We start from the raw sequence: 24,844 nt of genomic DNA, 5'->3' as shown, positions 1-24,844 counted from the left end.
ATGGCGCTGCATTAATTTTTGTTAATTATTAAACTGCCAGTTTAATTTTATAGCTTGACATAATTAACTAAAACAGAACTAATCCCAATAATACCGCTTACTCAAAAAATGGAGAGGACCAATGAAGGCCTACTCGATAATTTTAACGTCAATACTTAATTTAATTTTTTTAAGTAGCACCATCGCCAATGAAAATACAAACAATGTACTGGAGAGTTCTGATTACAATTCTCTAAAATCCATCTCTGATCGCTCAATAGTCAACTCAGACATTTCCCAATCCGACATTGCTCAGCTCGCAAATAGATCAAAGTTTCAAGTTGAAAAATCTAGCGAATATATAAGGGCAGATTTATCCGTTGACGGTATGTCAGCATTAATTATTACGGAAAAATCCAAAAGTAATCCAAACTTCCTAACCATAACTATCCGGGCTGCTAACGCTAACTACAATATCGAACTAGACCCCAAAAACACTAAGTATATAATTTCAGGATATGGCTCAAAACTAGGAGTCGAAGGAAAAATACTTCTTTTCGCCATGATTACGAAAATGACAGAAAAAAAATGGAGCGAATCCGAAAACCCTTACAAATCTATGTCATACAGGATAGTCAACTGGATCGCTGGAATGCCAGCAGGCATGGTAACCCATACTATTGACTCAACAGATAAACCCAAAAAAGGTGAACCTGACTCCAATAACAGATCAATTATTTTGCCAAGAGCACAAAATAACTCATCAACTGAAAGTCATAAAATTCGAGGAATGCTTGGGGACTGCTCTGACCCTTTACTTCCGTGCAATCCTCCCCCAGTACCCGAATGCATTAACATTGGAGATGAGGACGGGATCCTTTATATGACTTGCACTTATCAACTCAAACAAAGTTCTCATGATGCATGTGATTTACATAACTTTCAAAGCTTTACTTCCCATCTTGGCTGCAATATAGAAAAGAATTGCCCCGGTCGATGCGGAGAAAAGTGCGGATCAGATAATTCAGGGAAAGGAACATATTCACAAGACTGTGCTGACCATGATTATTGCTGCTCACAACATGGCGGATGCACATGGGCAACTGGCTCTATTTGTTCTGATGAGTATTGGGAGGCAGATGACGACTATCTATGGGGCAATCAAAATTGTAATGGATGCTCGGCCGTACCGCCCCCGCCTCCGCCTCCCTGTTGTCTTGCAATATCGTCAACTCAAACAATAGTTTGGGGGGGCGGAGCGGACTCAAAGTTTATCGAACTAGACTACGATCTTAGGCGTTTCGAGAAAAGAGATGATAGATCTATATTTTTAGATGAGTGGGCCATTATTAATAGTAACAAAGCTGGCTTTCAGGTAGCGAGTTCCTCCTCACAGGAATTTTCAAATTTTGTGAAATCAAACCAGGAGAACTTTCGAGGAATTAAAGTTAAATCAGGCAAAATTCTTATTATTGAGACCGCAGAGGGCGTTCACAATCAGAATGAAATCCCACATTACAAAATTCCAGAAATAAAAATAGACCTTGGTGACAACATTGATTATGGCAAACATAACTTTTGGTTCCGCGCAGAAGTAAATCAATCAGGAAAAATTGACATATTTCAAATAATTGATGATGGTCAATTTGAAAGCAACAATAAGATAAATTCAATAATCAAAAGCGAGATCGAAAAGTACACACACAAAAATAATGAGCATCGGATGATTTTATATACAAGTGTATCTCTAAAAGATTACACCATGGAAATATCTGAACCAATGATCTCAACTCCACAATGCTGTGCCGCAAACTCTGAAGCAAGTAGCAGCTCAGAGTTGCTACCAAACTGCCCATAACGAGTCTAAAATAAATACATTTTGATTTAATAATTGTTTCACGATTGACACTTAAAGCCGCCTGAAAAAAAGGCGGCTTCCCAACTAAACTTTTAGCATTGAGCCCAAAACCCACCAGCCTACAGCCACCACCGAGCATATAAGCTATTACCAGAGTCTATGAGAGTTAAAATTGATTGATTTAAAAAGGTTTGTCATGGATCTGCATATCTATCCCAGCATGGGGGTTTTATACAGTTCTGACATAAAGAAAGTCAAGAGTTGTACCCACTCTTATTTACCTTCAATATAACTGTATCACCCACAAAGACGAAAATTATATTTTTGAATGAAAACAGCAATTAAAATATATTAAGCAATTGGAAAACGGCAAATCACACCATGAAAACTGATTCAAATATTGTTGAAAAACACCCTTTAACCACTCCATAAACACCCTAATAACAGAGGGGCTTCCTTTGTAAATGTTAATGAAGACCTGGAAAATTGTATTAATGCAACCCCTATCAGATCCAATATAAAAAAACGTCATATCTGCCAACCAGGACAACGGCAACAAGTAACCGGACTACACAATGAATCTGCTCACCAGCCACTATAATTCACTCCGACCCAGAAAACGAACTAAGAGAAGGTTTAATCAAGCTCATTTGGCCAATTTTCAAGGATCAGCTTACACATTTAAATTTCAAGTGAAAAATATATTAAACATCTCATGAAAAACTCTTTAAAGCTCCTAACAAAATCCATTTACAACAAACTATCCAGCCTAGCTAGAAACATAAAAGAGAGGTTTGTTGAGGTTATAAAGCGCTGTTATCATCAAAATATCCTCGTGCTTATAAAAATCTGGAAAGATGAATACCCTGAAGGTGACCCAAAGATACATAGCTTTCTTGAGAAGCTTTTATTCCCCTCTATCCTTTTAGCTCGATGCTTATCGGCCTCTAATTTGGTTGCACTCTTAAAGCCAAAGGGTTCACCAGCATATTTCTTATCGATTTATACCTTATTGGGTGGCTCATGGTGTTACTAATGACCCTGTCGCTTGCCCAAATTTTTCCTTATACGTCTACTCTCTTAGCTACTTACCGTATTGCAGATATTATTTCCTATCAGATGTGCATTCTTTTGGTCGATAGTCAACAGAAAACATGGAAATTAGCCTCAATCCGCAGAAGTTTTCTTAGCGCAATGATTAACATCATTGAAATTATAATAGCTTTTGCCATTATATATTTAGTAACAGGCAGCATCGTAAGTAATGATTGCTACGATAAAGTAGTTTCCAGCCCGGTTAACGCCGCATACTTTAGCTTCGTAACTTTTACAACACTAGGATATGGTGATTTCATTCCAAAAAATGAACATGCAAGATTAATTGTCATCACACAAATAACATGCCAAGTTCTATTCTTGTTGGCGGTAGTTCCAGCTCTAGTGTCAAATATCGTATCTCAGTTCAGTAATAGAGAATACAAAAACCCAAATTCACAAGATAAGAATACTAATTAACCTCTAAAAAGATGTTAGACATCCTTTCTCGGTGCTCACTGAGAGCTTGACTTATTTGTAGTAGCGCACGCTCAGGAAGAAAATCTAATAACCTTCCCAAGCGAGCATATAATTTACGCCAATACTGGTCCCACTCATATTTATCACATCGCAGCAACTGTCTGGTTTGACGAAGATTGGCTCGCTTTCCAGTTACATCTCGAAGTGCAAAAGAATGAATACAAAAGAAAGCCAACTGACCAACTTTCAACGGGTCATGAGGCTCACCCCAGCTATAAAATCGCTTCATCATATAATTCAGAAGATAGGCCCGCTCCCGATACCGATTCCCCGGCGGTGCATAAGCAGCCATTCCCCAACAATATGCAAGCTCATCGGTTTCTCTCAATTTGGCTATAGCATGCTGCACCAAACCCTTTTCATAGGCATCCATTACTCGACCGCTACTACCCTTCCCCACTCTAGTTTCAGTTGCATAAACAGTCTGACCTGCCAATCGAGCGGTGACTTTTCCATTCTCATCCCGAATCTCATCAATGTAATGCTTCGGTCCCCGACTCCGCACCGTCTGCCCAGCCAACATTGCCGCATAATCAGATTGCTGAGTGGCTGTATCGAACGCATCATGCCAAGCCTGTCGAGCTGAGTGAAAATTCATTGCTTCACCTTGAAGATTTTTCGGAATATCTTTGATGTGGGTTCTCTATCTCGATACCTCACCTTCCCTGTGTCTTGCCAGCGTAGGTAATCACTACAAGCAAGCTCTTCAACGGCACACTTTCGCCTTTGCTTGCATCCATCGCATGGTGACGGCTCAAACAGGGCGCTCTGCTGGTTGCGAGTTAGTTCGGTATTTCCCCAGCTAGGCATTGGTTACTCCTTTATCAATCCCTTTTCCCGCATCTTGCTTTGGGTTTCGTATAGCGCTCTTAGCTTGCTACGCTCCACCTCAGCCTTTGAGATGTCCGTCTTGCTCCGCCCATCAATAACGTCATGGCAACTGCTACAGCCGTATACACCCCACCAATCAGGAGACTTGCGGGCTAGACCTGCATTGCTGGGCAGGTGGCAAAGCACTACGGTTTCAGGGTTGCTGTTGCAGTGAGGAAACAACCTTAAGGTGCATTCCTCACCGCGCGCTGATTTGCGCAACTTTGTCACCGCAGCTCCTCCATAAGAGTTTTGAAGTAGCCGCTAACGGGGTCAGGAATGGTGATATTCCAGTACTGGTAAACAAACCCGCGCACTTGCTCGACATACTCAGAGAACCGAGCCCGATTCATGGTGGCAGTGCTCTCAAACTCATAGAAGGTCCGCCCCTTGATTTGGTACTCCCGTATTACTCGAAACTTCTTACCGAAAACCCACTTGTGGAGAACATCCCGGGTGTATGGAATTTCTGTCCCGTCATCGCAGGAGATAACAATTCCCGCATCCTCAAGCTGCTGAGCAATGTTTTTATAGATCCACCCATTGAGGAATCTATTTTGCAAGTCGGTTCTCTTTGGTTTGAATTGCTGAACTTGAACAGCCATCGGCTTTTCTTTGTTCGGCTGAATGTTTGCCAGCTCACCAAACATGTGCGCCTTCTGCTCTTCTGTGCGAACGACCCAATATTGCCCTTGCATAGCTAGATACCTAAGCCTTACGCGACTTCTTGCATGCTCTCAAAATAATCCCGAAGCCGTTGCCGAGCCTCGGGCAAGCAGTCCTTGTGAAAGCTACCCAGGTAGTTGATATCGCCCCACTCGATGCGCTGCTGGGTGCGGATGGTGTTTGCAAACATCACATCTACTTGGTCATCTCGCTTAGTGCGGAATACTGCTAGCGGGCTACAAGGCTCAGTGGTTGAGATTCGCTGAAGGGCTTCTGGAATGGTGGCTACGGTCATGGGTATCACTCCTTGATGGTTCTAGGTTTACCAGTTGGTATCAGTGAGTATTTCGGTCACAGATCGGTCTCGGGTCCGCCCCTGCTGCATGGATTGAGCGTGCGGCTGCTGTCCTTGGTTCTCGTGATTTAGCAGCCACTGGAATTGGAATCCTCGCCAACCTCGCTCACAGCAAATGGCAAGACAGTGGTCAACGCTGTAGCCGTGTTGGCTGGCTAGGTGAAACTGCTTAGCAATCTGGTTGACAGCGGTTTGAGTGAGCGGCGCCTTGCGAACTTTTTTCCAGTCCTCCAGAACTTCCTTCCCAGGCTCAGTTGGCCAAGATGAAAAATCTAATCCCCTATTAATATTTTTAGGTTCTTTTAGATTCTTTTTAGATTCGTGGTCCGTTTTTGGTACTGGTCCAGTCCCGTTTTTGGTACTGGTTTTGTCCGTTTTTGGGCCTGGTCCGTTTTTGGGACTAGTACCGTTTTTGGTACTGGTGATTTGGCCAAAATTCAAAGTGAATTGATTGCTGGAGCCGCTCGATTTGAGGCGAATAATCAGGCTAGATTCTTCCAACTGTTCCATTGCAGAAATTACGGTTTTACGGTTGAGACCTGTAGCTTGAGCAATGTACGCAATAGATGGATTACACTGTCCATTTGCTTCATTGTGGCAATTGGCAAGAGATAGCAGCACTAACTTGTGCGTAGACTTCACGCCCTGCTGCCATGCCCAAAAGGTGGCCTCAGCGCTCACAGTTAACCCCCCTTTACTTCAATAAAGTTAGAGGGAGCCTCTGAGACTCTCTGAGGCTCACAAAGTGAATCGACAATATCGCTACATAAGCCAGCCATCTGCTGGCGTCGCTTTTCGTCTGTTTGTAATTCACTGTAATTTTTCGGGGGTTGGGCAGGAATTGTTATACGCGGCTCATTTAGAGTTAGCGCATTAGGAGTTTTATTAGACATAAATTGCCCCTTTATTTTGCTCTTGAAAGTTGCACCGCTTTTGTTTTTTATCGGTACTTCTACGGCTGAGAAATCTAAATCTATTTAGAACGCGCGGACTTTGGAGAGGACCGCCATACCCGTTAGGGCTTCTTTTAAGTCTGTGGGAGTCTGAGCTGTATAAACTGGAAGGCAGGCTTCAATCATGATTCTCAGTAACTGTTCATGGCCTATGCCCAATTCCATAGCTCTGGACTTAAGCTGGTCGAAGTCAGACTGCTTAATCCTTAAATTGCATTTCCTTAAACTCGTCTCCATTGCTGTTACCTGAATCATCCTTGGTTTGAAAAGTTGCTTTTAGCTCTTCGGTTGTTAGTGAAGCCAATCAGTCCTACTGCCAGAGGTCTGGCCGCGCCTCGGGGCGACTCACCTGCCCGCCACTTGCGGATACAAACCTTTTGGCAAGACTTGGTCCCAGACGACGGTGCCCGCCTCGAACTAGGTTCAGGTAGCCAAGTGTCGTGCCTATCTTCTCTGCGAAGCTTGCACGTTCTCTTTGGCTCATTGGTGTCAGGAATTCGATTGGTGTCATGCTTAAAATGTATCTTATTGATACATTTTAAGCAATCGTTGATAAACTAGACTTGTGGTAAAGTGCGCCACAATGAATCATTCTGGCCAATTGATTGGGCTTCCTGGGTTTATCAAAATGATGTGAGCAAATAAAAATGGTCTACAGGCGCGCACGAATGGAAGTTAGCAATATCAGGCTTGAGAATACCCGACAGCTCTCCAAAGAGTTCAATAGTCTCAAGGAATTCGCTGTGGCATTAGATATGCAGCCCTCCCAGCTTTCCCAGCTAATCGGCCCCAATCCCCGCCGCAGTATTGGCTCTACAGTCGCTAGGCGAATCGAATCTACCTGTGGTCGTGAAAAAGGTTGGCTTGATGTAATACATAGAGAGACTGGGGATGCCGTAACTACAAACAAAGGCATTAACCTCGATTTACTTGTCGATTGCATCACAGCTGTAGAGGAGAAGGTAACTGAACTAGGCATTAAGAGTATGCCGGTAGAGGCTAGAGCCAGAGCAATCACCACTGTTTACGCTTATACAGAGCAATCCCAGTCCACAGAGGTTATGGACCCGACTTTTGCGATTCGCATGGTTTATCGAGGGGAGTAGAGAACTCCCAATCCAAGCAGAACTCCTCCTGAGCCACCTTGGTGCAACTACGAAATTTGATGCAATCGCCACACTGATATCCGGCCCACCTTAACCCCTCCTTGATTGCATCAATCACAATTAAACTATCGCCCCTCTTCTGCTCTCGCAGCTCCCTGAATAGACGACTCACGTTGCCTCCCGTCCATAGGTCCCCGTGTGACCTGAAGAGATTAACACCCGAAATAAAATCGAAAAGGAGGCATAATCAATCATTTTGATAACTTATGCGTGATAAATCCCGCAAATCCGCTAAATATTGTATCCCGGATGACGCAAAACCTCACACCCGGCCAGGTGATTCACCGAGCCAGAAAGTCAAAGAAAATGAGCCAGGAAAGACTAGGCAAGCTCCTAGGACTGGAGCGCGGCGCTATCAGGGACCTTGAAAGAGGAAAGAAAAACTCACTTACATTTCAGCAGTTTTCCACGCTTTACCGTGAGTTCTCTATAACACCTAACGATATCCTCGGCATACATTCAGATGTGGACACCTCGGATGAGGAAGCTCTTTCATTGGCTATCGGGCGAGCAGCGCCAGAAATTTCAACGTTAATACTCAAGAAGTTACACGCCAGAAAGATAAAATAATTTATCTTTAATGTTGCATGACTTTATCATTGTGATACATTTATCTCAGACGCTACATGAGGACAAGGAAATGTACACAGCCAGCTCAACCACCCCCGCCGAAGACTCTCTCAGAAGTTATGAGCGTCAGCAAGACTCTCTGCCAGATGAAGGGGCAATTCAAAAAGCCAAGACAGAGAACCTAGCTGCCGATTTTTTCCTGCGCCGTATCCTCACAAAAGATGGCCGCCTATCTAGAGCCGAAGCCAACTGCCATAGCCGGTTTACCGAAATAGCGAACGACGAACTTGGAGAAGATGAGCTTGGAAAAATCTTCAAGCTCGCTGAAGAGGATGGTTGCGCTGCGGGAGTTGAGATTAAAAGGCTGGCCAAGCAATACGCAATACAAATGGCTAAAGGGTGTCGCGAAGATTTAGAAATTGCAGCTCGCAACACTGGATACCTCGACGAGCGGGAAGGCTTTTAAGCCCTCCCCTCTCTAATCAAAGGAGTGAGCAAAATGTCTGAGAATCTAAGCATCTGGCAGCGAGTAAAGAAAACTGACGCTCGCTTTGTAAAAGAGTCAACGCTAGAAGGCCGCAAAACTGCCAGCATCAACCATATAGCCATGGTTGAAAAAGCTACCGAAATATGGGGGCCAATTGGTATTGGCTGGGGTTATGAAATTGTCGAAGAGCGTGATGATAAAGGCGCGCCAATATTTGTAGAGGGTCAGGAAATTGGCCATAACCTCACCCACACAATCAGGCTGCGTCTCTGGTACATGATCGATGGAGTGCGCGGTCATGTAGAAAACTACGGCCATACACCTCGTATCTATTGGTCACATAAAAATAAGTATTTTGTCGAAGATAAAGAGGCAGCTAAAAAGTCCCTTTCTGACGCCCTCAAAAAATGCTTCTCCTTCCTCGGATTCTCCGCAGATATTTATAGCGGCGAATGGGATGACCCCGAATACCGCCAGGAGCGTCAGTTAGAAAGCCAAATCGACAAAGCAGAAGACAAAGACTCTGCGCGAGACAAGCAAACCAAAGAGCTTACCGAGTACGTCCAGAAACACCTGGAAACACTGAAAAGCTCTCGTCGTCTTCATGAGGCCGCCGGAATATTCAAAACCTCAATCAAACACCTTGAGCGGCAAGGAAATATGCCACACCTCGCAGAGGTCGCCAAAAAAGGAATTACCGCTCTCACCCAAACCTACGAAGCACAAAAGGAAAGCCTCAAAGGAGCCGCATGATGACCACCTTAAAACTATATGAAATCACCGACCAAGCCCGCGAGCTGAAGCAACTAGCCGAAGATAACGACATGACGCCGGCAGACATTGCCGACACTCTGGAAGGTATCGAACTTGAATTCAATGAGAAGGCTATCCAGATAGGAAATCTCCTCATGAACTTCACCCCCTTCGAAAAGGGGCTTGATGATGAAATTAAGCGGTTACAAGCCAAGAAAAAAGCTCTGCAAAACCGCCGCAATTCAATCACCGAATATCTCAGCTTCAATATGCAGGAATGCGGAATCAAGAAAATTGAATGCCCGGTGTTCACGATCTCTCTCAAGAAGGCCGCACCTAAGGCTGAGATTGAGAATGAAGATGCCCTACCCGGTGAATTCGTCACCGTGAAAAACACATTCACACCCGACAAGAAAGCCATATTGGCCGCCCTGAAAAAAGGCCAGGAAATTCCAGGGGCACGGTTGGCCGAAGCCAGACCTGCCTTACAAATACGTTAGCGCGTGGGTCTTGCGCCGCTAGTACAGGGCGCTTTTTTGAAGGAGCCAATCATGGCTAGAGGAATCAACAAAGTAATTCTTATCGGCAACCTGGGTAGTGACCCGGAAACTATGTATGCGCCCAGCGGTGGAGCTGTAACCAAAGTTAGCCTAGCTACTAGCGAAAGCTGGAAGGATAAGCAGACCGGCCAGCAGCAGGAGCGCACCGAGTGGCACCGCGTGGTGTTCTTTAATCGCCTTGCAGAAATAGCCGGGGAATACCTGCGTAAAGGTTCAAAAGTTTATATCGAAGGTTCGCTACGCACCCGGAAGTGGCAGGACAGGCAAACCAGCCAGGACCGCTACACCACAGAGATTGTCGCGACTGAAATGCAGATGCTGGACGGGCAGCAGGACAGCCCACAGCAAGGCCAGGGGCACCGGCAGAATCAGCGCTCACCCAACGCTATGGGCGGAACAAGTGACTTCAGCCAGCGGCATGGTGAGCCACCACGATTCTAACCACCAACCTGGGCCGCTAGTAAAGGGCCCCTAACGGGGGTCACATGGAGATTTCAAAACTGCCTCTTAATATACAGGCGAGTAAAGTTATCACAGAGGTAAATAATTTTATTTTTACATTTGAGCGACTTAAAAGTCGCAAGCCAATACAAGTAGCGATCCGTAAGGATAAATTTCTTCAAGCTGAGCGCGCGGTAATTGCACAGCTGCGCAGGCAGACAGAAAACAAAGCTGCAGCAAAGGATATTAAGGCGCCAGAAGAAATAAAGATAAATGGTGTTTTGATTTACCCATATGCTGCGTAAAAGAAATCGAAGGGATTTGATATGCAACAGCGCACTACCCACAGTAATAATCAACTCATGTACTGGAAGGATTGGGTGCGGGAAAGTTTCGCCGGCACTCAGCCTGCACGTGAAACCGTTATTAAGTGGGTTTCTGCTGGTGAAGTTGCCGGGCGCTGGTTAGGCGATAGATTATATATTTACCGAAATGGGTTTCATGACCCTAACACAATACGCACGGAGGAACGCACACCGATAGATGCGGAACCAATTTCACCACTTTTAGCGCGCAGATAACACGGAAGAAAATAATGGCTAGACCAAGGAAACCTAGGTATGTGGACGGTCTGGAGTTGCCAGAAAACCTCTATACCGACCCCAAAAAGCGGGCAAACTATTGGCGCTATATTCGCCCTGATGGTTCCAGCCTCACATTCCACGGCACCACCGCCGAAGCGATTCGTCAGGCAAAGCAGGCCAACCGGCAGCGCGACCTCTATGAGCGTCAGCCAGCAACAATGGATACCGTTTGGACTGCGCGAGCAGGAAGTCTGCTGGACCGCTACAGCGACTGGGTTGCCTGGATGGAACTAAACCACCCCAAACAGGCCACAGCTGCACGCTGGAGCCAAAAGCGCCGCTATGTTGAGCGTATGTGCGAACAGCTTAAAAACCCTATGCCGCATGAGCTAACGCTGACAATGGTTCGCGACTGGTGGGAATCGCAAGATTATCATCCCCAACGAAATAGCCGTGCTGCCCTGCGCAGCTTTATTAATTATTTAATGCTGGAGGGCTCGGTTCCAAAGCTTACATTTAATCCATTTAATACCAGTGACGAAGCCCCTAAATTAATTCCAAGGCAACGACCGGAAAAAGTACGTCAACGGCTTACCCTGCAAGATTTTTGGCGCATACACGACGCAGCTGGCGAGCTGGGTTATACAGGTCTGCAAATTGCTATGGATTTATCACTGCTTACAACTATGCGCCGCGGTGATGTGTGCAGCTTACGGCTGGACAAGCATGTAACCGATGCAGGGATTGATAAAGGGGTAGAGAAATCAATTAATCAACGCGGCGAAGAAAGAGCTACATATCTGCGCTGGTCTTACAATCATCACCCTGGATTACGCCAAGTAATTAACCAAGCCCGACAGCTCTCCCTGCAAAATTATCGATGCCCTTTTGCGGTTTCATATCAACCAAAGAAAAGACAACCCCGAGCGAAGCAAGATGAGCATTGGTGTAGATTGATGCCAGCAAGGCTATCAAACCAATTTAAAGATGCACGAGACGCCGCAGAGGTTCGCCAGGACTTACCCAGCAGCGCCAAGCCGACATTTCACGAGGTGCGCGCCCTAGCCTCTCACCTGCTTAAGAAATCCGGTCACAGCCCGGAAGAGATTGCCGAAATATGCGCCCATACGGATGCAGAAATTACTGAGAAGTTTTATCTCGGAGGGCATGAGCGGGAATACAAAGAAGTGGGTATCAGCATCGACCCGAAATTACTGATGCGGAAGTGATTGAGAGTTTTTGTACGGGGTTTTTGTACGCTTGAGAATTGGTTTTTGTACGCTCAATCGGGAAAAGTGGCTGAAAGCCGCATGAGATATAAAGAAAGATGGTCGGAGCGGCCGGATTTGAACCGACGACCACCACACCCCCAGTGTGGTGCGCTACCAGGCTGCGCTACGCTCCGATTTTGAAAAATCGCTCACTTCGCTAAGTGATTGATTTTTAAAGACATCGTATTCCGATGTGGCGTGAATCATACCGGACTAGCAGTGGATTGCAAGCCCGGATTAGTGATTTTAGAAATTATTTTCCCCTTCCAGCAGGGCCACCACATCTTTGAGTTCTGCAATCACTTCTGGCAGTACCTGCTGTAGTTGTACCACCTCCGCCCGCTCGCTGCCGGTCTCTATCTGCAGGCGGGCCCCTCCAATGGTATAGCCCTCTTCGTACAGGAGCGCACGAATCTGGCGGATCATGATGACATCCTGATGCTGGTAATAACGGCGATTACCACGGCGCTTTACAGGCTTCAGCTGCGGGAATTCCTGTTCCCAGTAACGCAGGACATGGGGTTTAACGGCGCATAATTCACTCACCTCTCCAATGGTGAAATAGCGCTTTCCAGGAATTGCAGGCAGCTGAGCGTTATTGCTCGGTTCCAGCATATTCTTCTACTCGTGCCTTGAGTTTTTGCCCTGGTTTGAAGGTAACTACCCTGCGGGCTGAGATGGGAATTTCTTCGCCGGTTTTCGGGTTACGGCCTGGCCGCTGGCTTTTGTCGCGCAGGTCGAAATTGCCAAAGCCCGAGAGCTTGACCTGCTCGTTATTTTCCAGCGCATTGCGGATTTCCTCGAAGAAGTACTCGACGATCTCTTTCGCTTCGCGCTTGTTAAAGCCCAGCTCTTCGTACAGTTTCTCGGCGAGCCCGGCCTTGGTCAGTGCCTCTGTCATTGGATCCTACCAATTGATTCAGAGGCGTCGACTCCAGATCGGAAGCGGCCCAAACCGCGGCGGCTTCAACCCGGTAGCAGACGCTCTCGGGGTGCAATTCAGCCTGCACCCGAGAGCATCATGCCCTGCTAGCGCAGACTAGCGTTATATTTTTCTTCTAGTTTACCGACCACCGCATCTATAGCGGCATTGATTTCGTCGTCATTAAGGGTGCGCGACGAATGCTGAAAGGTCAACCCCAAAGCGACACTTTTTCTATTTAAATCAATGCCTTTGCCCTGGTAGACATCAAATATTTTGAGGTCGGTCAAGGTTTCGCCGGCTACTTCGACGGCGGTTTCCACCAAGCTGGCGGCAGGAACATCGGCATCGATCAATAAAGCCAGGTCGCGGCGCACTTCCGGGAACTTGGATAGCGGGCGGAATGCAGGCACTTTGCCCTCTCCTATCGCTTCCAGGCTCAACTCAAATACGAAGGCGGGCTTGGACAGATCCAGCTTCTTCTGCAGCTGAGGGTGCAGAGCGCCAATAACCCCTACTTCGCGGTCGCCACGCATGATCTTGGCGGTTTGGCCTGGGTGCAGTGCGGGGTGCTGGCCGGCAACAAAGCGGAACTCATTGGCGGCGCCAGTACGTGCCAGCAGGGCTTCCACATCAGCTTTCACATCGTAGAAGTCCACACTGTCTTTACTGCCCGTCCAGTTCTCTGCGTAACGGTTGCCATAAGCCAGGCCCGCGATCATCTGCTCCTGGTGCAGCTCGGCACCAGGTACAAAACGCAGGCCGGTTTCAAACAGGCGCACACGATTCTGCTGGCGGTTGAGGTTATATTGCAGTGCTTTACAGAGGCCTGGCAGCAAGGTGGTACGCATAACCGCCAGTTCGGCACTGATCGGGTTTTGCAGGGCCACCGGGTCGGCTTCCGGATCAAACAGGGCGGCGTTGTCGCTATCGATAAAGCTGAAGGTGATCGCTTCGTAGTAGCCGCGGCTCAGCAGGGTTTGCTCGAGGTTGTCCTGGGCAACCATGCTCTCTGGGCGCGGGGCAATTTCCAGTTCAGCGGTAAAGCTTTCGCTGGGGATACGGTTGTAGCCGTACACACGCGCCAGCTCTTCCAGCAGGTCTGCTTCTATGGCGATATCGAAACGGAAGCTGGGTGCGAGGAAGGTCCAGCCTTCATCATTCTGATCGATCTTTTCCAGTCCCAGACGGGTGAGGATATCGACGATTTCGTCATCGGCCAGCTGAATACCCAGGCCCTGCTCTACCCGCGCGCGGCGCAGGGTGATATGACGCTCGGCGGGCATGGTTTCAGTCAGCTCGCGCAGATGTACTGGGCCGGGCTCGCCGCCAACAATATCCAGCAGCAGCTGGGTAGCGCGCTCAACCGCTTTCTCTTGCAGGTGGTAGTCCACGCCGCGCTCAAAGCGGTGGGAGGAATCGGTGTGCAGGCCGTAGGAGCGGGCCTTGCCGGCAATCGCCAGCGGATTGAAGAAGGCGCTCTCCAGAAAGATATGCTGGGTACCTTCGGTAACAGAGGAATCCAGGCCGCCCATAATACCGGCCATGGCCAGTGGCTTTTCCTCGTCGGCAATAACCAGGGTGCCTTCCTGCAGTTTTACTTCCTGGCCATCCAGCAGAGTCAGTTCTTCACCGTGCTCAGCCATACGCACTTTGATACCACCGGAGAGTTTCTCCAGGTCAAAGGCGTGCATGGGTTGGCCGAGTTCCAGCAGGACGTAGTTGGTGACATCCACTACCGGGTCGATGCTGCGCAGGCCGCTGCGGCGCAGGCGCTCCTGCATCCACAGGGGCGTCTGGGCTTTGATATCGATATTGCGAATTACCCGGCCCACATAGCGTGGGCAGGCAGATTCCGCCAGCAGGGATACTGGCAGGCTTTCTTCAATCTGCTGGGGTACCGGGGCAATTTCAGGGCCCTGAACGGCGCAGCGGTTCAGAACACCCACTTCGCGGGCAATACCGGCAACACCGAGACAGTCGGAACGGTTCGGGGTGAGATCCACTTCGATGGTCTCATCATCCAACTGCAGGTATTCACGCAGGTCGGTACCGGTGGGAGCATCTTCTGGCAGTTCCCAGATACCGTCGTTGTCTTCTCCCAGCTCCAGTTCGGTTTGCGCACAGAGCATGCCAAAGCTCTCTACACCGCGCAGCTTGGCTTTCTTGATTTTAAAATCGCCCGGCAGCTTGGCGCCTACCAGGGCAAAAGGAATTTTGATACCCACACGCGCGTTGGGAGCACCGCACACCACTTGCATTTCACCTTCAGGGTGACCGGCTACTTTACACACGCGCAGTTTGTCTGCATCCGGGTGTTGTTCACAGGCGATAATCTCACCCACCACCACTCCGGAAAAATCACCCGCTACTTTTTCTATGCCATCCACTTCCAGGCCGGCCATGGTGATTTGATCGGCCAGTTCCTGCGTGGTGAGTTCCGGGTTTACCCATTCCCGCAACCAGGAGTTGCTGATTTTCATAGTTGATCTCTTTCTGTATTCCGTCAGCGCAGCTCTGTGCGCATTTTGCCTGGGGCCTTTTCGCCGCTCAGGCCTCCACAATTCGATTGCTACTGCGAACAGCCTGAGCCATTCGCGCTCTCACTTGGCTTAGAACTGTTTCAAGAAGCGCAGATCGTTATCGAAGAACAAGCGCAGGTCGTTAACGCCGTAGCGCAGCATGGCGAGGCGCTCGATACCAATACCGAAGGCAAAGCCGGAGTATTTTTCACTGTCGATATCACAGGCGGCAAAGACGTTTGGGTGCACCATGCCGCAGCCGAGAATTTCCAGCCAGCCAGTGCCGGAACACACGCGGCAACCTTCACCACCACAGGCGGTACATTGGATATCCGCTTCTGCAGAAGGCTCGGTGAACGGGAAGTAAGACGGACGGAAACGCACCGGTACTTCCGCTTCGAAGAAGGCACGCAGGAACTGGTCGATGGTGCCTTTCAGGTGGGCGAAGCTGATGTTCTCGCCGATTACCAGGCCTTCCACCTGGTGGAACATGGGCGAGTGGGTGACATCGGAATCACAGCGGTATACGCGGCCCGGGCAGATAATACGCAATGGTGGAGACTTTTTCTCCATGGTGCGGATCTGCACTGAGGAGGTGTGGGTTCTCAGTACGGTGGTGGGGTCCACATAAAAAGTGTCGTGCATCGCGCGCGCTGGGTGGTGCGCGGGAATATTCAGGGCTTCGAAGTTGTAGTAGTCCTGCTCGACTTCCGGGCCGTTCTCAACAGAAAATCCGATACCGGCAAAGAATTCTTCTACGCGCTTTAAGGTGCGGGTAATCGGGTGAGCATTGCCCTGCTCTTCACCGCGCCCCGGCAGGGTGACATCTATGGTCTCTTCCGCCAGCTTGGCATTGATGGCCTCTTGTTCCAGCCTATTGCGCCGCGCGTTAATTTTTTCCTGAACCTGCTGCTTGGCTTCGTTGATCTTGGCACCCGCCGCCGGGCGCTCCTCAGCAGACAGCTTACCCAGGCCTTTCAGCAGTGCCGTCAGCTGGCCCTTTTTGCCCAGGTAATCAACACGCACCTGATCCAGTGCGGCGAGGCCGTCGGCCTTCTCCACCAGCTCCATTGCCTGCTCGGTGAGGGACTGCAAATCTTGCATCGAACTGTTCCCGTTTGAATCCAACTTCGATTAATTTTTTCTGCTTTGTTCGGCCGGTGCTCTCTGCACCGGAGGGGTCTACCCCAGGTACCGCCACCGGTAAAAAATAGCGGAAACCCCATAAAAAAATAGGGAAGGGCCGCTACAGCCCTTCCCTATTTTAAGTATTCAGTTTTACAACTGAAGTGACAGCTTACGCTGCCAGGGCTGCCTTAGCTTTTTCAACTACGGCAGCAAAAGCGGCTTTATCGTAAACAGCCAGATCAGCCAGTACACGGCGATCCAGTGCGATGTCCGCTTTCTTCAGACCTGCGATCAGGCGGCTGTAGCTCAGGCCTTCTGCACGGGACTGGGCGTTAATACGGGTAATCCACAGAGCGCGGAAGTTACGCTTCTTAACGCGACGGTCACGGTATGCATACTGACCAGCTTTAATAACTGCCTGCTTGGCAACGCGGAATACGCGAGAACGCGCACCGTAGTAACCTTTAGCCTGCTTCAGAATCTTCTTGTGACGACGACGCGCCTCTACACCACGTTTAACACGGGCCATACTTCTATCCTCTTAAACCTTTGCGATTTGGACCAATTACTTGGCGCGCAACATACGATCGACCAGACCGGCATCAGACTTGTTCATAGTCTGGGTGCCACGCAGCTGACGCTTACGCTTGGTGGTCATCTTGGTGAGGATGTGGCTCTTGTTAGCGTGCTTGTGCTTGTAGCCCGCAGCCGTCTTCTTGAAGCGCTTGGCAGCGCCACTATGAGTCTTTGCTTTCGGCATTTTGTACTCCAAAGTGAATAATCGCCTGTAAAACAGGCACCTTTAGTAACTGCCGATAACCGGGGTTATCGGCACTGCGAGAGTGGGGAGGCAGCCGTCGCCCAACCACTTCTCAAAAGGAGACCTCGGGAATGACTTCCCCAAACCTCACTTTTTCTTTTTGCTAGGAGCAAGAACCATCAGCATCTGGCGACCTTCCATTTTGGGTCGCTGCTCTACAATGGCCAGCTCTTCCAGGTCCTTCTCGATGCGCTGCATCATTTCCATACCCAGCTCCTGGTGGGCCATTTCACGGCCACGGAAGCGCAGGGATACTTTGGCTTTGTCACCCGCTTCCAGGAAGCGGACGAGATTGCGCAGCTTGATCTGGTAGTCACCGATATCGGTGCCCGGGCGGAATTTCATTTCCTTGATCTGTTGCTGCTTCTGTTTCTTCTTGGCGGCATTCTTGGCTTTCTTGGCCTCGAATACGTGCTTGCCATAGTCCATGATCTTACAGACTATCGGCGTGGAGTCCGGGGCAATTTCAACGAGATCCAGGCTGGCCTGTTGCGCAGCCTCGAGCGCCTCCTCCAGGGAGACAATGCCCACCTGCTCGCCATCAGCACCTATCAGGCGGAGTTCTGACGCTTCAATCTGATCATTTATGCGGGCCTTTTTGGACCGTCCCTTAGTGTCTCGTTTAATAGCTATGGTCTCCCAGTTGCCAAGTTGTTATGCATTATCTTCTGTCAAACGACCGCGACGACTAACGTCCTGCTCAAGGATCTCAAGGAATGACTCATACGTCATAGCTCCCAGATCTTCACCGCTACGGGTGCGAACAGCCACAGTCTGACTTTCCACTTCCTTATCGCCGATCACCAGCAGATAAGGAACACGCTGAAGCGTGTGCTCGCGGATTTTAAAGCCGATCTTCTCGTTTCTCAAGTCAGCTGTGGCGCGGTATTGCTGCTCACTCAGGCGGGCTTGCAAATCGCGACAATAATCAGCCTGGCGATCGGTGATATTCATGATCGCCACCTGCTGCGGTGCCAGCCAGGTGGGGAATGCACCTTCGTAGTGTTCAATCAGAATTCCGATAAAGCGCTCGAAGGAACCCAGGGCTGCGCGGTGCAACATTACCGGCGACTGGCGCGAGCCATCTTCAGCAACATATTGTGCATCCAGACGCCCCGGCATAGAGAAGTCCACCTGAATGGTGCCGCACTGCCATACACGGCCGAGACAGTCTTTCAGGGAGAATTCAATCTTGGGTCCGTAGAAGGCGCCTTCACCCGGCAGCTCTTCCCAGGGCAGGCCCGCGGCATCCAGCGCATCGGCCAGGGCTTTCTCTGCCTTATCCCAGCTTTCATCGGAACCTACACGCTTCTCCGGGCGAGTGGAGAGACGGTAAATAACATCATTAAAGCCGAAGTCTTTGTACACGGAGTGCAGCAGATCCATAAAGTCAGAAACCTCTGACTGGATCTGATCTTCACTACAGAAGATATGGCCATCATCCTGTACAAAACCGCGCACGCGCATCAGGCCATGCAGGGAGCCGGAAGGCTCGCTGCGGTGACAGGAACCAAACTCCGCCAGGCGCAGCGGCAGGTCGCGATAGCTGCGCAGGCCCTGATTGAACACCTGTACGTGACAGGGGCAGTTCATCGGTTTGATGGCGAACTGACGCTCCTCACTGGTGAGGGTAAACATGTCATCGGCAAATTTGTCCGCATGACCGGACTTGCGCCACAGGCTGAAATCCACCAGCTGCGGGGTTTTGATTTCTTTGTAGCCGAATTCGCGCTGGCGACGACGCATGTATTGCTCGATAGTGCTGTAAATAGTCCAGCCGTTCGGATGCCAGAACACCATGCCGGGTGCCTCTTCCTGGATATGGAAGAGGTCATATTTCTTGGCCAGCTTGCGGTGGTCGCGCTTCTCTGCCTCTTCAATACGACGCAGGTAAGCCTTCAATTCTTTTTTGTTGGCCCAGGCGGTGCCGTAAACACGGGTCAACATTTCATTGTTGGAGTCACCGCGCCAGTAGGCACCGGCCACTTTGGTTAACTTGAAGGCTTTCAGCCTTCCAGTGGAGGGCACGTGTGGTCCGCGACACAGATCTTCGAAATCACCCTGGCGATATAAAGAGATATCTTCATCGCTGGGAATGCTGTCGATAATCTCAGCCTTGTACTCTTCGCCCATATCGCGGAAGTATTTCACCGCTTCTTTGCGGGGCATCAAGCGGCGGGTAACCGGAATATTTTCCTTGACCAGCACTTCCATTCGCTCTTCGATCTTCTCGAGATCCTCTGGCGTAAACTGACGCTCGTAGGCGAAGTCGTAGTAGAACCCATCTTCAATAACCGGGCCAATAGTGACCTGGGCGGTGGGGTACAACTGCTTTACCGCCTGTGCCAGCAGGTGTGCGGCGGAGTGACGGATCACTTCCAGGCCTTCCGGCTGACGATCTGTGATGATAGCCAGATTTACATCGCGATCGATGATGTAGCTGGTATCAACTTCTTTGCCGTCAACTACACCGGCAAGTGCAGCTTTGGCCAAACCTGGACCGATATCTGCAGCAACATCGTGTACGGAAACCGGGGCGGAAAATTCTCGACGGGAACCGTCGGGGAGAGTAACAACGAGCATTGTATGTCCTTTCTCTCAGTGGCGATCCCTACCAAAGACCGCATGAAACTATCCATGAAATCGTTCATGGAACTATTGATCCGGATGGGCCAGCCATCCTTTATAGATGGTAGACCCGAGCGGATTTGAACCGCTGACCTCTGCCATGTCAAGGCAGCGCTCTAACCAACTGAGCTACGGGTCTAAAACTCTGCAGCGGGGGAACCCAGTGCTGCGAAGAGCGCGAACTTTAGCACCGCTTTTCAGTGTTTTCAACAACTTACTGAACTTTTGTATGATTAAAATTAAGGCCGTGAACCCTGCAAATCGGGCTGAGCCGATTGCAGAATACAGCCCGGCATTCACCTATTCCGCCTCCTTCAGACGGGAAATCTCATCGCGCAATTTGGCTGCGGATTCAAACTCCAGGTTCTTGGCGTGCTCGTACATCTGCTCTTCAAGCTCACTGATTCGCGCCCAGCGCTGCTTGTCAGACAACGGCTTGGCATCAACTTTATAAGCACCCTTCCCTTCGGCCACCTTACGCTTGCTTTTCGGTACGCCGGGCGCCACAGCTCCTTCAAGAATGTCCGCCACACTTTTGCGAATCCCTTTGGGGGTAATGCCATGCTCTTGGTTAAAGGCGAGCTGCTTCTCACGGCGGCGGCGGGTCTCCTCAAGAGCCCGCTCCATAGAGCCTGTCACCTTATCCGCATATAGAATAGCCCGCCCCTCAAGGTTACGCGCCGCGCGGCCAATAGTCTGGATCAACGAGCGATCTGAACGCAGAAAGCCTTCCTTATCTGCATCAAAGATGGCTACCAGCGCTACTTCAGGCATATCCAGACCTTCTCGCAGAAGGTTAATACCCACCAATACATCAAATTCACCGATACGAAGATCCCGAATAATCTCTACCCGCTCTACGGTATCAATATCAGAATGCAGGTAGCGTACACGCACCCCATTCTCAGCCAGATACTCAGTCAAATCCTCGGCCATTCGCTTGGTCAGCACGGTAATAAGGACTCGCTGGTCTGCATCTGCGCAGCGGTGAATCTCTGACAGGGCGTCATCCACCTGGGTTTGGGCCGGGCGAATCTCCACCTCTGGGTCAACAAGCCCGGTTGGCCGCACTACCTGCTCGACCACCTGCCCTGCGTGATCACCCTCGTAGGGCCCCGGTGTCGCCGAGACAAATACCGTCTGCGGAGCCAGGTGCTCCCACTCTTCAAACTTCAGGGGGCGGTTATCCAGGGCGGAGGGGAGGCGGAAACCGTATTCCACCAGGGTCTCTTTACGCGAGCGATCCCCCCGGTACATGCCGCCAATCTGCGGGACGGTTACATGGCTTTCATCAATAAACAGCAGGGAGTCATGGGGCAAATAATCAAATAATGTGGGTGGCGGCTGGCCGGCATCACGCCCGGACAGGTAGCGGGAATAGTTCTCTACGCCATTGCAGTAACCCAGCTCCTGCATCATCTCCAGGTCATACCGGGTGCGCTGATCCAGCCGCTGGGCTTCCAATAATTTATTGTTACCGCGCAACTGATCAAGGCGCACCCGCAGCTCTTCCTTGATGTGATCAATAGCACTGACGATGGTTTCCCGAGGGGTTACATAGTGAGACTTCGGGAAGATAGTGACCCGGGGAACCTTCTTGAGCTGTTCACCAGTAAGGGGGTCAAACAGGGTAATATCTTCAATCTCCTCATCAAACAAGGAGAGGCGCACCGCTTCCATATCGGAATCTGCCGGGTAGATATCGATGATATCGCCGCGTACACGGTAGGTCGCACGGCGGAAGTCGGCATCGTTACGAGTGTATTGCAGCTCCGCCAGTCGGCGCAGAATTGTACGTTGATCGACCAGGTCACCACGATCCAGGTGCAGTACCATCTTGAGGTACTTATCCGGGTCTCCCAAACCATAAATAGCTGACACTGTAGCAACCACTACCACGTCTCGCCGCTCAATCAGGGCTTTGGTGGCGGAAAGGCGCATCTGCTCAATATGCTCGTTTACCGACGCATCCTTCTCTATAAAGGTATCCGAGGATGGCACGTAAGCTTCGGGCTGATAGTAGTCGTAGTAGGAGACGAAGTACTCTACAGCATTCTTGGGGAAGAACTCTTTGAACTCACCGTAAAGCTGGGCAGCCAGTGTCTTGTTGTGGGCCATCACTATCGCCGGACGCTGCAGGCGCTCAATAATGTTGGCCATAGTGAAAGTCTTGCCCGACCCGGTGACCCCCAGCAATGTCTGATGGCTAAGGCCATCATTAATCCCTTCTGCCAACTGCTCAATTGCCACCGGCTGATCGCCGGCCGGGCTGTAGTTACTCTCTACCTTGAACGGACGCGACTCCATACACTCACCCAACCATCAATCCAAAAAACAGAATGCGATTGTAGGCCCTCCTCAAAGACCCCACAAACCCGAAAGACCTGTCACACCTCACCTCTCCCACTATTATTCGATATCTTTTTGCGTACAAATCGAACAAATAATTTCCTGACAAATCAATTAGTTAAATCGAAAAAAAGAGTTGACCTGCCCAAAAGTGCTCTATAATATACGCGCCATCTCAACGGCACAGCCGTTAAGAAATTCCGCCTTAGCTCAGTTGGTAGAGCAAATGACTGTTAATCATTGGGTCGCTGGTTCGAGCCCAGCAGGCGGAGCCAAATTTCTAAGCGCAGCTTAATTTGCGCTATACAAATTAGATTAAATTCCGCCTTAGCTCAGTTGGTAGAGCAAATGACTGTTAATCATTGGGTCGCTGGTTCGAGCCCAGCAGGCGGAGCCAAACAAAAACCCCACACGGTACAAAAACTGTGTGGGGCTTTTTATTTACTGTAAACTGAAAATCTTATCCCTCAATTAAAGCTCCAGCTACCGCCAGGGCGATTCGCAGACCTGACCATCAGCAAGCCCTAGCCACCTCATGAAGTCGCTTAACCGGCGCCTTGCTCTCAGGCGGAGAATCCTGACGCCGCTGCGCCCAGGCCATATCCACCAAACTCTGCCTTGGCGAATAATCCCCGACTGCCTCACGCAAGATTCGGTGGATCTCTTCGCAATCATGCCGCAAACAGGCCTGACGCAACTCGCCAAGTAAAACCTGAAGGGCTTTTGGTACAAGGCAATCTTCGGCTCGGCAACGCACATGATCACCGGGTGATAAAAACCCAGAAAAAGATATCAAAGACTCACACCGAGAAGGATACTTTACTCTGGCGAGGGTTATGAACACGATGAATTGCCCCACAACCCCTACGGACGACCCGCTATGTTAGAGGCATTGATACAACCACAAGCAATAGCGGATAACAATTACACACACAACAGGAAGCAGCCAACCCATCAATAGGCGCTGCTAACGCCTACCACCAATACAATTTACAATATTCTATCGATACGCCGTAGAAAGGACTAAGCAAACTACATGGTAGCGAAGCCCAAGGAAAGCATCAGGACACAACCCTTAAACCCGAAGTAAAAGGCCTGACCTGCTAGCGCACCCAAATTAAAACCGGGCCCAACTGGGCACCAGTTGAATGCCCGGCAATAGCTAATAATGGACAGCTTTCCAAATACTAAAGGCGAATCCTCTCCTTGTTTTTCTTAAGTGTCGTCGCGCCGATACCCTTTACATTCAACAACTGATCAATAGAAGTAAAGGGGCCATGTTTCTCACGATACTCTATGATTAACTGCGCCCGAGCTTCCCCTATGCCATCCAGCTTTTCAGCCAGCTCAACGACTGATGCACTGTTTATATTAACCTCTGATATCAATTGTTTTGCAGCTTCAACCTCTCCATCATCTGCAAAAACCATCACCGGCTGACAAAGTGCAAAAGTTAGTACAAATACAGCAGAAAGTAATACACGAAAGTTTGTCATGATTGACTCCAAGTGAAAGTGTTTTTTGTTTCACATTGGGACTGCCAATACTTCCCCAAGCCGCACCATGATAACTACGCGCCGAGCTCAAACTTACTTAGCACTAATTACACCACATCACATACGACCAAAGTAATCAAAGCTTACTTACCTGAAACTTCGGTCAAAATACCCTGTAGTGCCTCTAGCGGATTTGCAGATGCGGTTATCGGGCGCCCAATAACGAGATAGTCAGAACCTTCCGCAATAGCTTCAGAAGGTGTCAATGTGCGGCACTGATCCCCAGCATCACTCCCAGCCGGGCGAATACCGGGAGTCACCAAGGCAAACTCCGGCCCACAGGCCAGCTTAAGAGCGCTCGCTTCACGTGCAGAACACACAACCCCATCAAGACCGCAGGCTTTGGCCTTCTCTGCCAAACCCACTACATGATCTTTTAGTGATTTTTCAACTCCCGCGGCTTTCAGCTCCTCTGGAGTGGTGCTTGTTAATACAGTTACCCCGATTAGTAGTGGCTTACTATCGCCAAACTCTTCAAGAGCTTCAGAGGCCGCTCTCATCATGCGCTCGCCACCACTGGCATGTACATTGACCATCCAGACACCCAGGCGCGCTGCGGCCTTCACCGCAGAGGCCACAGTATTTGGAATATCGTGAAACTTTAAATCGAGAAAAACCTCAAAACCTCGCTCTACAAGAGCCCGAACCACATCGGGTCCAGCAATGGTAAAAAGCTCTTTACCTACTTTTACCCGGCAAAGGGCCGGATCAAGCTGGCCCGCCATAGCCAGGGCCGCTTCTTTATTGTCATAGTCGAGAGCGACAACGATTGGAGAGGAAACTTGAGAGCGCAAAGAAATACCTCATATAAATTTCATTGGTACATTGATT

At 49.5% G+C, this 24,844-nt stretch carries 29 protein-coding genes and 4 tRNA genes; 13 read left to right on the top strand and 20 right to left on the bottom strand.

The annotated features are described in order from the left end of the window. Positions 1-121: 121 nt before the first annotated feature. Together ACJJIP_RS06400 and ACJJIP_RS06395 are read left to right on the top strand one after the other, a co-directional pair. Positions 122-1,837, top strand: coding sequence for a hypothetical protein (locus tag ACJJIP_RS06400; RefSeq protein WP_444946435.1), 1,716 nt, complete (start codon positions 122-124; stop codon positions 1,835-1,837). A gap of 1,035 nt (positions 1,838-2,872) precedes the next feature. Further along, positions 2,873-3,352, top strand: a complete 480-nt coding sequence (locus tag ACJJIP_RS06395) for an ion channel (RefSeq protein ID WP_444946434.1) — start codon at positions 2,873-2,875, stop codon at positions 3,350-3,352. Here ACJJIP_RS06395 and ACJJIP_RS06390 read toward each other — a convergent pair. The 7 genes from ACJJIP_RS06390 to ACJJIP_RS06360 all read right to left on the bottom strand — a co-directional run bounded on the left by ACJJIP_RS06390 (position 3,345) and on the right by ACJJIP_RS06360 (position 6,767). Next, on the bottom strand, positions 3,345-4,010 hold the full coding sequence (locus tag ACJJIP_RS06390; protein WP_444946433.1) for a hypothetical protein: 666 nt from the start codon (positions 4,008-4,010) through the stop codon (positions 3,345-3,347). The genes ACJJIP_RS06395 and ACJJIP_RS06390 overlap by 8 nt on opposite strands. Positions 4,011-4,225: 215 nt before the next feature. Further along, positions 4,226-4,513 (bottom strand): nuclease domain-containing protein, encoded by a 288-nt coding sequence (locus ACJJIP_RS06385; protein ID WP_444946432.1) that lies wholly within the window; start codon positions 4,511-4,513, stop codon positions 4,226-4,228. Further along, complete coding sequence (locus ACJJIP_RS06380; RefSeq protein ID WP_444946431.1) at positions 4,510-4,980, bottom strand: recombination protein NinB; 471 nt, start codon at positions 4,978-4,980, stop codon at positions 4,510-4,512. The genes ACJJIP_RS06385 and ACJJIP_RS06380 overlap by 4 nt, the downstream gene beginning before the upstream one ends. A 17-nt stretch (positions 4,981-4,997) precedes the next feature. Then, complete coding sequence (locus ACJJIP_RS06375) at positions 4,998-5,243, bottom strand: hypothetical protein (protein ID WP_444946430.1); 246 nt, start codon at positions 5,241-5,243, stop codon at positions 4,998-5,000. A 27-nt stretch (positions 5,244-5,270) separates the two neighbouring features. Further along, positions 5,271-5,945, bottom strand: a complete 675-nt coding sequence (locus ACJJIP_RS06370) for a helix-turn-helix domain-containing protein (protein WP_444946909.1) — start codon at positions 5,943-5,945, stop codon at positions 5,271-5,273. A gap of 41 nt (positions 5,946-5,986) precedes the next feature. Beyond that, positions 5,987-6,196: a hypothetical protein gene (locus tag ACJJIP_RS06365; protein WP_444946429.1), complete on the bottom strand. Its 210-nt coding sequence runs from the start codon at positions 6,194-6,196 to the stop codon at positions 5,987-5,989. 370 nt (positions 6,197-6,566) lie between these two features. Continuing rightward, entirely contained in the window at positions 6,567-6,767 is a 201-nt protein-coding gene (locus ACJJIP_RS06360) for a hypothetical protein (protein ID WP_444901221.1), read from the bottom strand. A gap of 157 nt (positions 6,768-6,924) precedes the next feature. On the opposite strand from ACJJIP_RS06360, the gene ACJJIP_RS06355 reads away from it, so the two are divergent. The 9 genes from ACJJIP_RS06355 to ACJJIP_RS06315 all read left to right on the top strand — a co-directional run bounded on the left by ACJJIP_RS06355 (position 6,925) and on the right by ACJJIP_RS06315 (position 12,046). Beyond that, a complete protein-coding gene (locus tag ACJJIP_RS06355) occupies positions 6,925-7,362 on the top strand; it encodes a hypothetical protein (RefSeq protein ID WP_444946428.1) in 438 nt (145 codons plus the stop codon). Positions 7,363-7,671: 309 nt separating this feature from the next. Then, complete coding sequence (locus ACJJIP_RS06350; protein ID WP_444901219.1) at positions 7,672-7,992, top strand: helix-turn-helix transcriptional regulator; 321 nt, start codon at positions 7,672-7,674, stop codon at positions 7,990-7,992. A 70-nt stretch (positions 7,993-8,062) separates the two neighbouring features. Next, entirely contained in the window at positions 8,063-8,458 is a 396-nt protein-coding gene (locus ACJJIP_RS06345) for a hypothetical protein (protein ID WP_444901218.1), read from the top strand. A gap of 33 nt (positions 8,459-8,491) precedes the next feature. After that, positions 8,492-9,232, top strand: coding sequence for a hypothetical protein (locus ACJJIP_RS06340; protein WP_444901217.1), 741 nt, complete (start codon positions 8,492-8,494; stop codon positions 9,230-9,232). Next, positions 9,229-9,732: a siphovirus Gp157 family protein gene (locus tag ACJJIP_RS06335; RefSeq protein ID WP_444946427.1), complete on the top strand. Its 504-nt coding sequence runs from the start codon at positions 9,229-9,231 to the stop codon at positions 9,730-9,732. Before ACJJIP_RS06340 ends, ACJJIP_RS06335 begins: the two co-directional genes overlap by 4 nt. 51 nt (positions 9,733-9,783) lie before the next feature. Continuing rightward, the gene (ssb, locus tag ACJJIP_RS06330; RefSeq protein ID WP_444946426.1) at positions 9,784-10,233 is read left to right on the top strand and encodes a single-stranded DNA-binding protein; all 450 of its coding nucleotides are present in this window, start codon (positions 9,784-9,786) and stop codon (positions 10,231-10,233) included. A 44-nt stretch (positions 10,234-10,277) separates the two neighbouring features. After that, complete coding sequence (locus ACJJIP_RS06325) at positions 10,278-10,538, top strand: hypothetical protein (RefSeq protein ID WP_444946425.1); 261 nt, start codon at positions 10,278-10,280, stop codon at positions 10,536-10,538. Positions 10,539-10,559: 21 nt separating this feature from the next. Beyond that, positions 10,560-10,814 (top strand): hypothetical protein, encoded by a 255-nt coding sequence (locus tag ACJJIP_RS06320; RefSeq protein ID WP_444946424.1) that lies wholly within the window; start codon positions 10,560-10,562, stop codon positions 10,812-10,814. Between the two features lie 14 nt (positions 10,815-10,828). Continuing rightward, positions 10,829-12,046 (top strand): site-specific integrase, encoded by a 1,218-nt coding sequence (locus ACJJIP_RS06315; protein WP_444946423.1) that lies wholly within the window; start codon positions 10,829-10,831, stop codon positions 12,044-12,046. 99 nt (positions 12,047-12,145) lie between these two features. Here the strand turns inward: ACJJIP_RS06315 and ACJJIP_RS06310 are convergent. The 11 genes from ACJJIP_RS06310 to uvrB all read right to left on the bottom strand — a co-directional run bounded on the left by ACJJIP_RS06310 (position 12,146) and on the right by uvrB (position 22,415). After that, a tRNA-Pro gene (locus tag ACJJIP_RS06310) sits at positions 12,146-12,222 on the bottom strand. Between the two features lie 112 nt (positions 12,223-12,334). After that, positions 12,335-12,703, bottom strand: a complete 369-nt coding sequence (locus ACJJIP_RS06305) for a MerR family transcriptional regulator (RefSeq protein WP_020413346.1) — start codon at positions 12,701-12,703, stop codon at positions 12,335-12,337. Then, positions 12,684-12,989, bottom strand: coding sequence for an integration host factor subunit alpha (gene ihfA / locus ACJJIP_RS06300; protein WP_020413347.1), 306 nt, complete (start codon positions 12,987-12,989; stop codon positions 12,684-12,686). The genes ACJJIP_RS06305 and ihfA overlap by 20 nt, the downstream gene beginning before the upstream one ends. Before the next feature lie 128 nt (positions 12,990-13,117). Continuing rightward, complete coding sequence (gene pheT / locus ACJJIP_RS06295) at positions 13,118-15,493, bottom strand: phenylalanine--tRNA ligase subunit beta (RefSeq protein ID WP_444946422.1); 2,376 nt, start codon at positions 15,491-15,493, stop codon at positions 13,118-13,120. Between the two features lie 129 nt (positions 15,494-15,622). Continuing rightward, entirely contained in the window at positions 15,623-16,636 is a 1,014-nt protein-coding gene (pheS, locus tag ACJJIP_RS06290) for a phenylalanine--tRNA ligase subunit alpha (protein WP_020413349.1), read from the bottom strand. Between the two features lie 193 nt (positions 16,637-16,829). After that, the gene (gene rplT, locus ACJJIP_RS06285) at positions 16,830-17,189 is read right to left on the bottom strand and encodes a 50S ribosomal protein L20 (protein WP_020413350.1); all 360 of its coding nucleotides are present in this window, start codon (positions 17,187-17,189) and stop codon (positions 16,830-16,832) included. 36 nt (positions 17,190-17,225) lie between these two features. Beyond that, positions 17,226-17,420: a 50S ribosomal protein L35 gene (rpmI, locus tag ACJJIP_RS06280; protein WP_020413351.1), complete on the bottom strand. Its 195-nt coding sequence runs from the start codon at positions 17,418-17,420 to the stop codon at positions 17,226-17,228. 147 nt (positions 17,421-17,567) lie between these two features. Next, positions 17,568-18,107, bottom strand: a complete 540-nt coding sequence (gene infC, locus ACJJIP_RS06275) for a translation initiation factor IF-3 (protein ID WP_157533488.1) — start codon at positions 18,105-18,107, stop codon at positions 17,568-17,570. A 27-nt stretch (positions 18,108-18,134) separates the two neighbouring features. Beyond that, positions 18,135-20,063 (bottom strand): threonine--tRNA ligase, encoded by a 1,929-nt coding sequence (thrS, locus tag ACJJIP_RS06270; RefSeq protein ID WP_282952945.1) that lies wholly within the window; start codon positions 20,061-20,063, stop codon positions 18,135-18,137. Positions 20,064-20,170: 107 nt separating this feature from the next. After that, a tRNA-Val gene (locus ACJJIP_RS06265) sits at positions 20,171-20,247 on the bottom strand. 161 nt (positions 20,248-20,408) lie between these two features. Further along, positions 20,409-22,415 (bottom strand): excinuclease ABC subunit UvrB, encoded by a 2,007-nt coding sequence (uvrB, locus tag ACJJIP_RS06260; protein ID WP_040628769.1) that lies wholly within the window; start codon positions 22,413-22,415, stop codon positions 20,409-20,411. Positions 22,416-22,656: 241 nt separating this feature from the next. Between uvrB and ACJJIP_RS06255 the strand changes: the two genes are divergently transcribed. Further along, positions 22,657-22,732 (top strand) — tRNA-Asn (locus tag ACJJIP_RS06255). A 46-nt stretch (positions 22,733-22,778) separates the two neighbouring features. Then, a tRNA-Asn gene (locus ACJJIP_RS06250) sits at positions 22,779-22,854 on the top strand. Positions 22,855-23,644: 790 nt separating this feature from the next. On the opposite strand, the gene ACJJIP_RS06245 is transcribed toward ACJJIP_RS06250, so the two are convergent. Further along, a complete protein-coding gene (locus tag ACJJIP_RS06245; RefSeq protein ID WP_020413355.1) occupies positions 23,645-23,953 on the bottom strand; it encodes a ComEA family DNA-binding protein in 309 nt (102 codons plus the stop codon). A gap of 143 nt (positions 23,954-24,096) precedes the next feature. Next, positions 24,097-24,807: an orotidine-5'-phosphate decarboxylase gene (pyrF, locus tag ACJJIP_RS06240; protein WP_444946421.1), complete on the bottom strand. Its 711-nt coding sequence runs from the start codon at positions 24,805-24,807 to the stop codon at positions 24,097-24,099. Between the last annotated feature and the right edge of the window lie 37 nt (positions 24,808-24,844).

Source organism: Microbulbifer variabilis (assembly GCF_052467165.1).
Note: the sequence above shows the minus strand (reverse complement) of the source record. Positions and strands in the feature narration are given on the sequence as shown.

Bases quoted from the DNA above. Each gene is read 5' to 3' on its own strand.
- ACJJIP_RS06400 (WP_444946435.1), top strand. From the start codon at position 122: ATGAAGGCCTACTCGATAATTTTAACGTCAATACTTAATTTAATTTTT.
- ACJJIP_RS06395 (WP_444946434.1), top strand. From the start codon at position 2,873: ATGACCCTGTCGCTTGCCCAAATTTTTCCTTATACGTCTACTCTCTTA.
- ACJJIP_RS06390 (WP_444946433.1), bottom strand. From the start codon at position 4,010: ATGAATTTTCACTCAGCTCGACAGGCTTGGCATGATGCGTTCGATACA.
- ACJJIP_RS06380 (WP_444946431.1), bottom strand. From the start codon at position 4,980: ATGCAAGGGCAATATTGGGTCGTTCGCACAGAAGAGCAGAAGGCGCAC.
- ACJJIP_RS06375 (WP_444946430.1), bottom strand. From the start codon at position 5,243: ATGACCGTAGCCACCATTCCAGAAGCCCTTCAGCGAATCTCAACCACT.
- ACJJIP_RS06365 (WP_444946429.1), bottom strand. From the start codon at position 6,196: ATGTCTAATAAAACTCCTAATGCGCTAACTCTAAATGAGCCGCGTATA.
- ACJJIP_RS06360 (WP_444901221.1), bottom strand. From the start codon at position 6,767: ATGACACCAATCGAATTCCTGACACCAATGAGCCAAAGAGAACGTGCA.
- ACJJIP_RS06355 (WP_444946428.1), top strand. From the start codon at position 6,925: ATGGAAGTTAGCAATATCAGGCTTGAGAATACCCGACAGCTCTCCAAA.
- ACJJIP_RS06350 (WP_444901219.1), top strand. From the start codon at position 7,672: ATGACGCAAAACCTCACACCCGGCCAGGTGATTCACCGAGCCAGAAAG.
- ACJJIP_RS06345 (WP_444901218.1), top strand. From the start codon at position 8,063: ATGTACACAGCCAGCTCAACCACCCCCGCCGAAGACTCTCTCAGAAGT.
- ACJJIP_RS06340 (WP_444901217.1), top strand. From the start codon at position 8,492: ATGTCTGAGAATCTAAGCATCTGGCAGCGAGTAAAGAAAACTGACGCT.
- ACJJIP_RS06335 (WP_444946427.1), top strand. From the start codon at position 9,229: ATGATGACCACCTTAAAACTATATGAAATCACCGACCAAGCCCGCGAG.
- ssb (WP_444946426.1), top strand. From the start codon at position 9,784: ATGGCTAGAGGAATCAACAAAGTAATTCTTATCGGCAACCTGGGTAGT.
- ACJJIP_RS06325 (WP_444946425.1), top strand. From the start codon at position 10,278: ATGGAGATTTCAAAACTGCCTCTTAATATACAGGCGAGTAAAGTTATC.
- ACJJIP_RS06320 (WP_444946424.1), top strand. From the start codon at position 10,560: ATGCAACAGCGCACTACCCACAGTAATAATCAACTCATGTACTGGAAG.
- ACJJIP_RS06315 (WP_444946423.1), top strand. From the start codon at position 10,829: ATGGCTAGACCAAGGAAACCTAGGTATGTGGACGGTCTGGAGTTGCCA.
- ACJJIP_RS06305 (WP_020413346.1), bottom strand. From the start codon at position 12,703: ATGCTGGAACCGAGCAATAACGCTCAGCTGCCTGCAATTCCTGGAAAG.
- ihfA (WP_020413347.1), bottom strand. From the start codon at position 12,989: ATGACAGAGGCACTGACCAAGGCCGGGCTCGCCGAGAAACTGTACGAA.
- pheT (WP_444946422.1), bottom strand. From the start codon at position 15,493: ATGAAAATCAGCAACTCCTGGTTGCGGGAATGGGTAAACCCGGAACTC.
- pheS (WP_020413349.1), bottom strand. From the start codon at position 16,636: ATGCAAGATTTGCAGTCCCTCACCGAGCAGGCAATGGAGCTGGTGGAG.
- rplT (WP_020413350.1), bottom strand. From the start codon at position 17,189: ATGGCCCGTGTTAAACGTGGTGTAGAGGCGCGTCGTCGTCACAAGAAG.
- rpmI (WP_020413351.1), bottom strand. From the start codon at position 17,420: ATGCCGAAAGCAAAGACTCATAGTGGCGCTGCCAAGCGCTTCAAGAAG.
- thrS (WP_282952945.1), bottom strand. From the start codon at position 20,063: ATGCTCGTTGTTACTCTCCCCGACGGTTCCCGTCGAGAATTTTCCGCC.
- uvrB (WP_040628769.1), bottom strand. From the start codon at position 22,415: ATGGAGTCGCGTCCGTTCAAGGTAGAGAGTAACTACAGCCCGGCCGGC.
- ACJJIP_RS06245 (WP_020413355.1), bottom strand. From the start codon at position 23,953: ATGACAAACTTTCGTGTATTACTTTCTGCTGTATTTGTACTAACTTTT.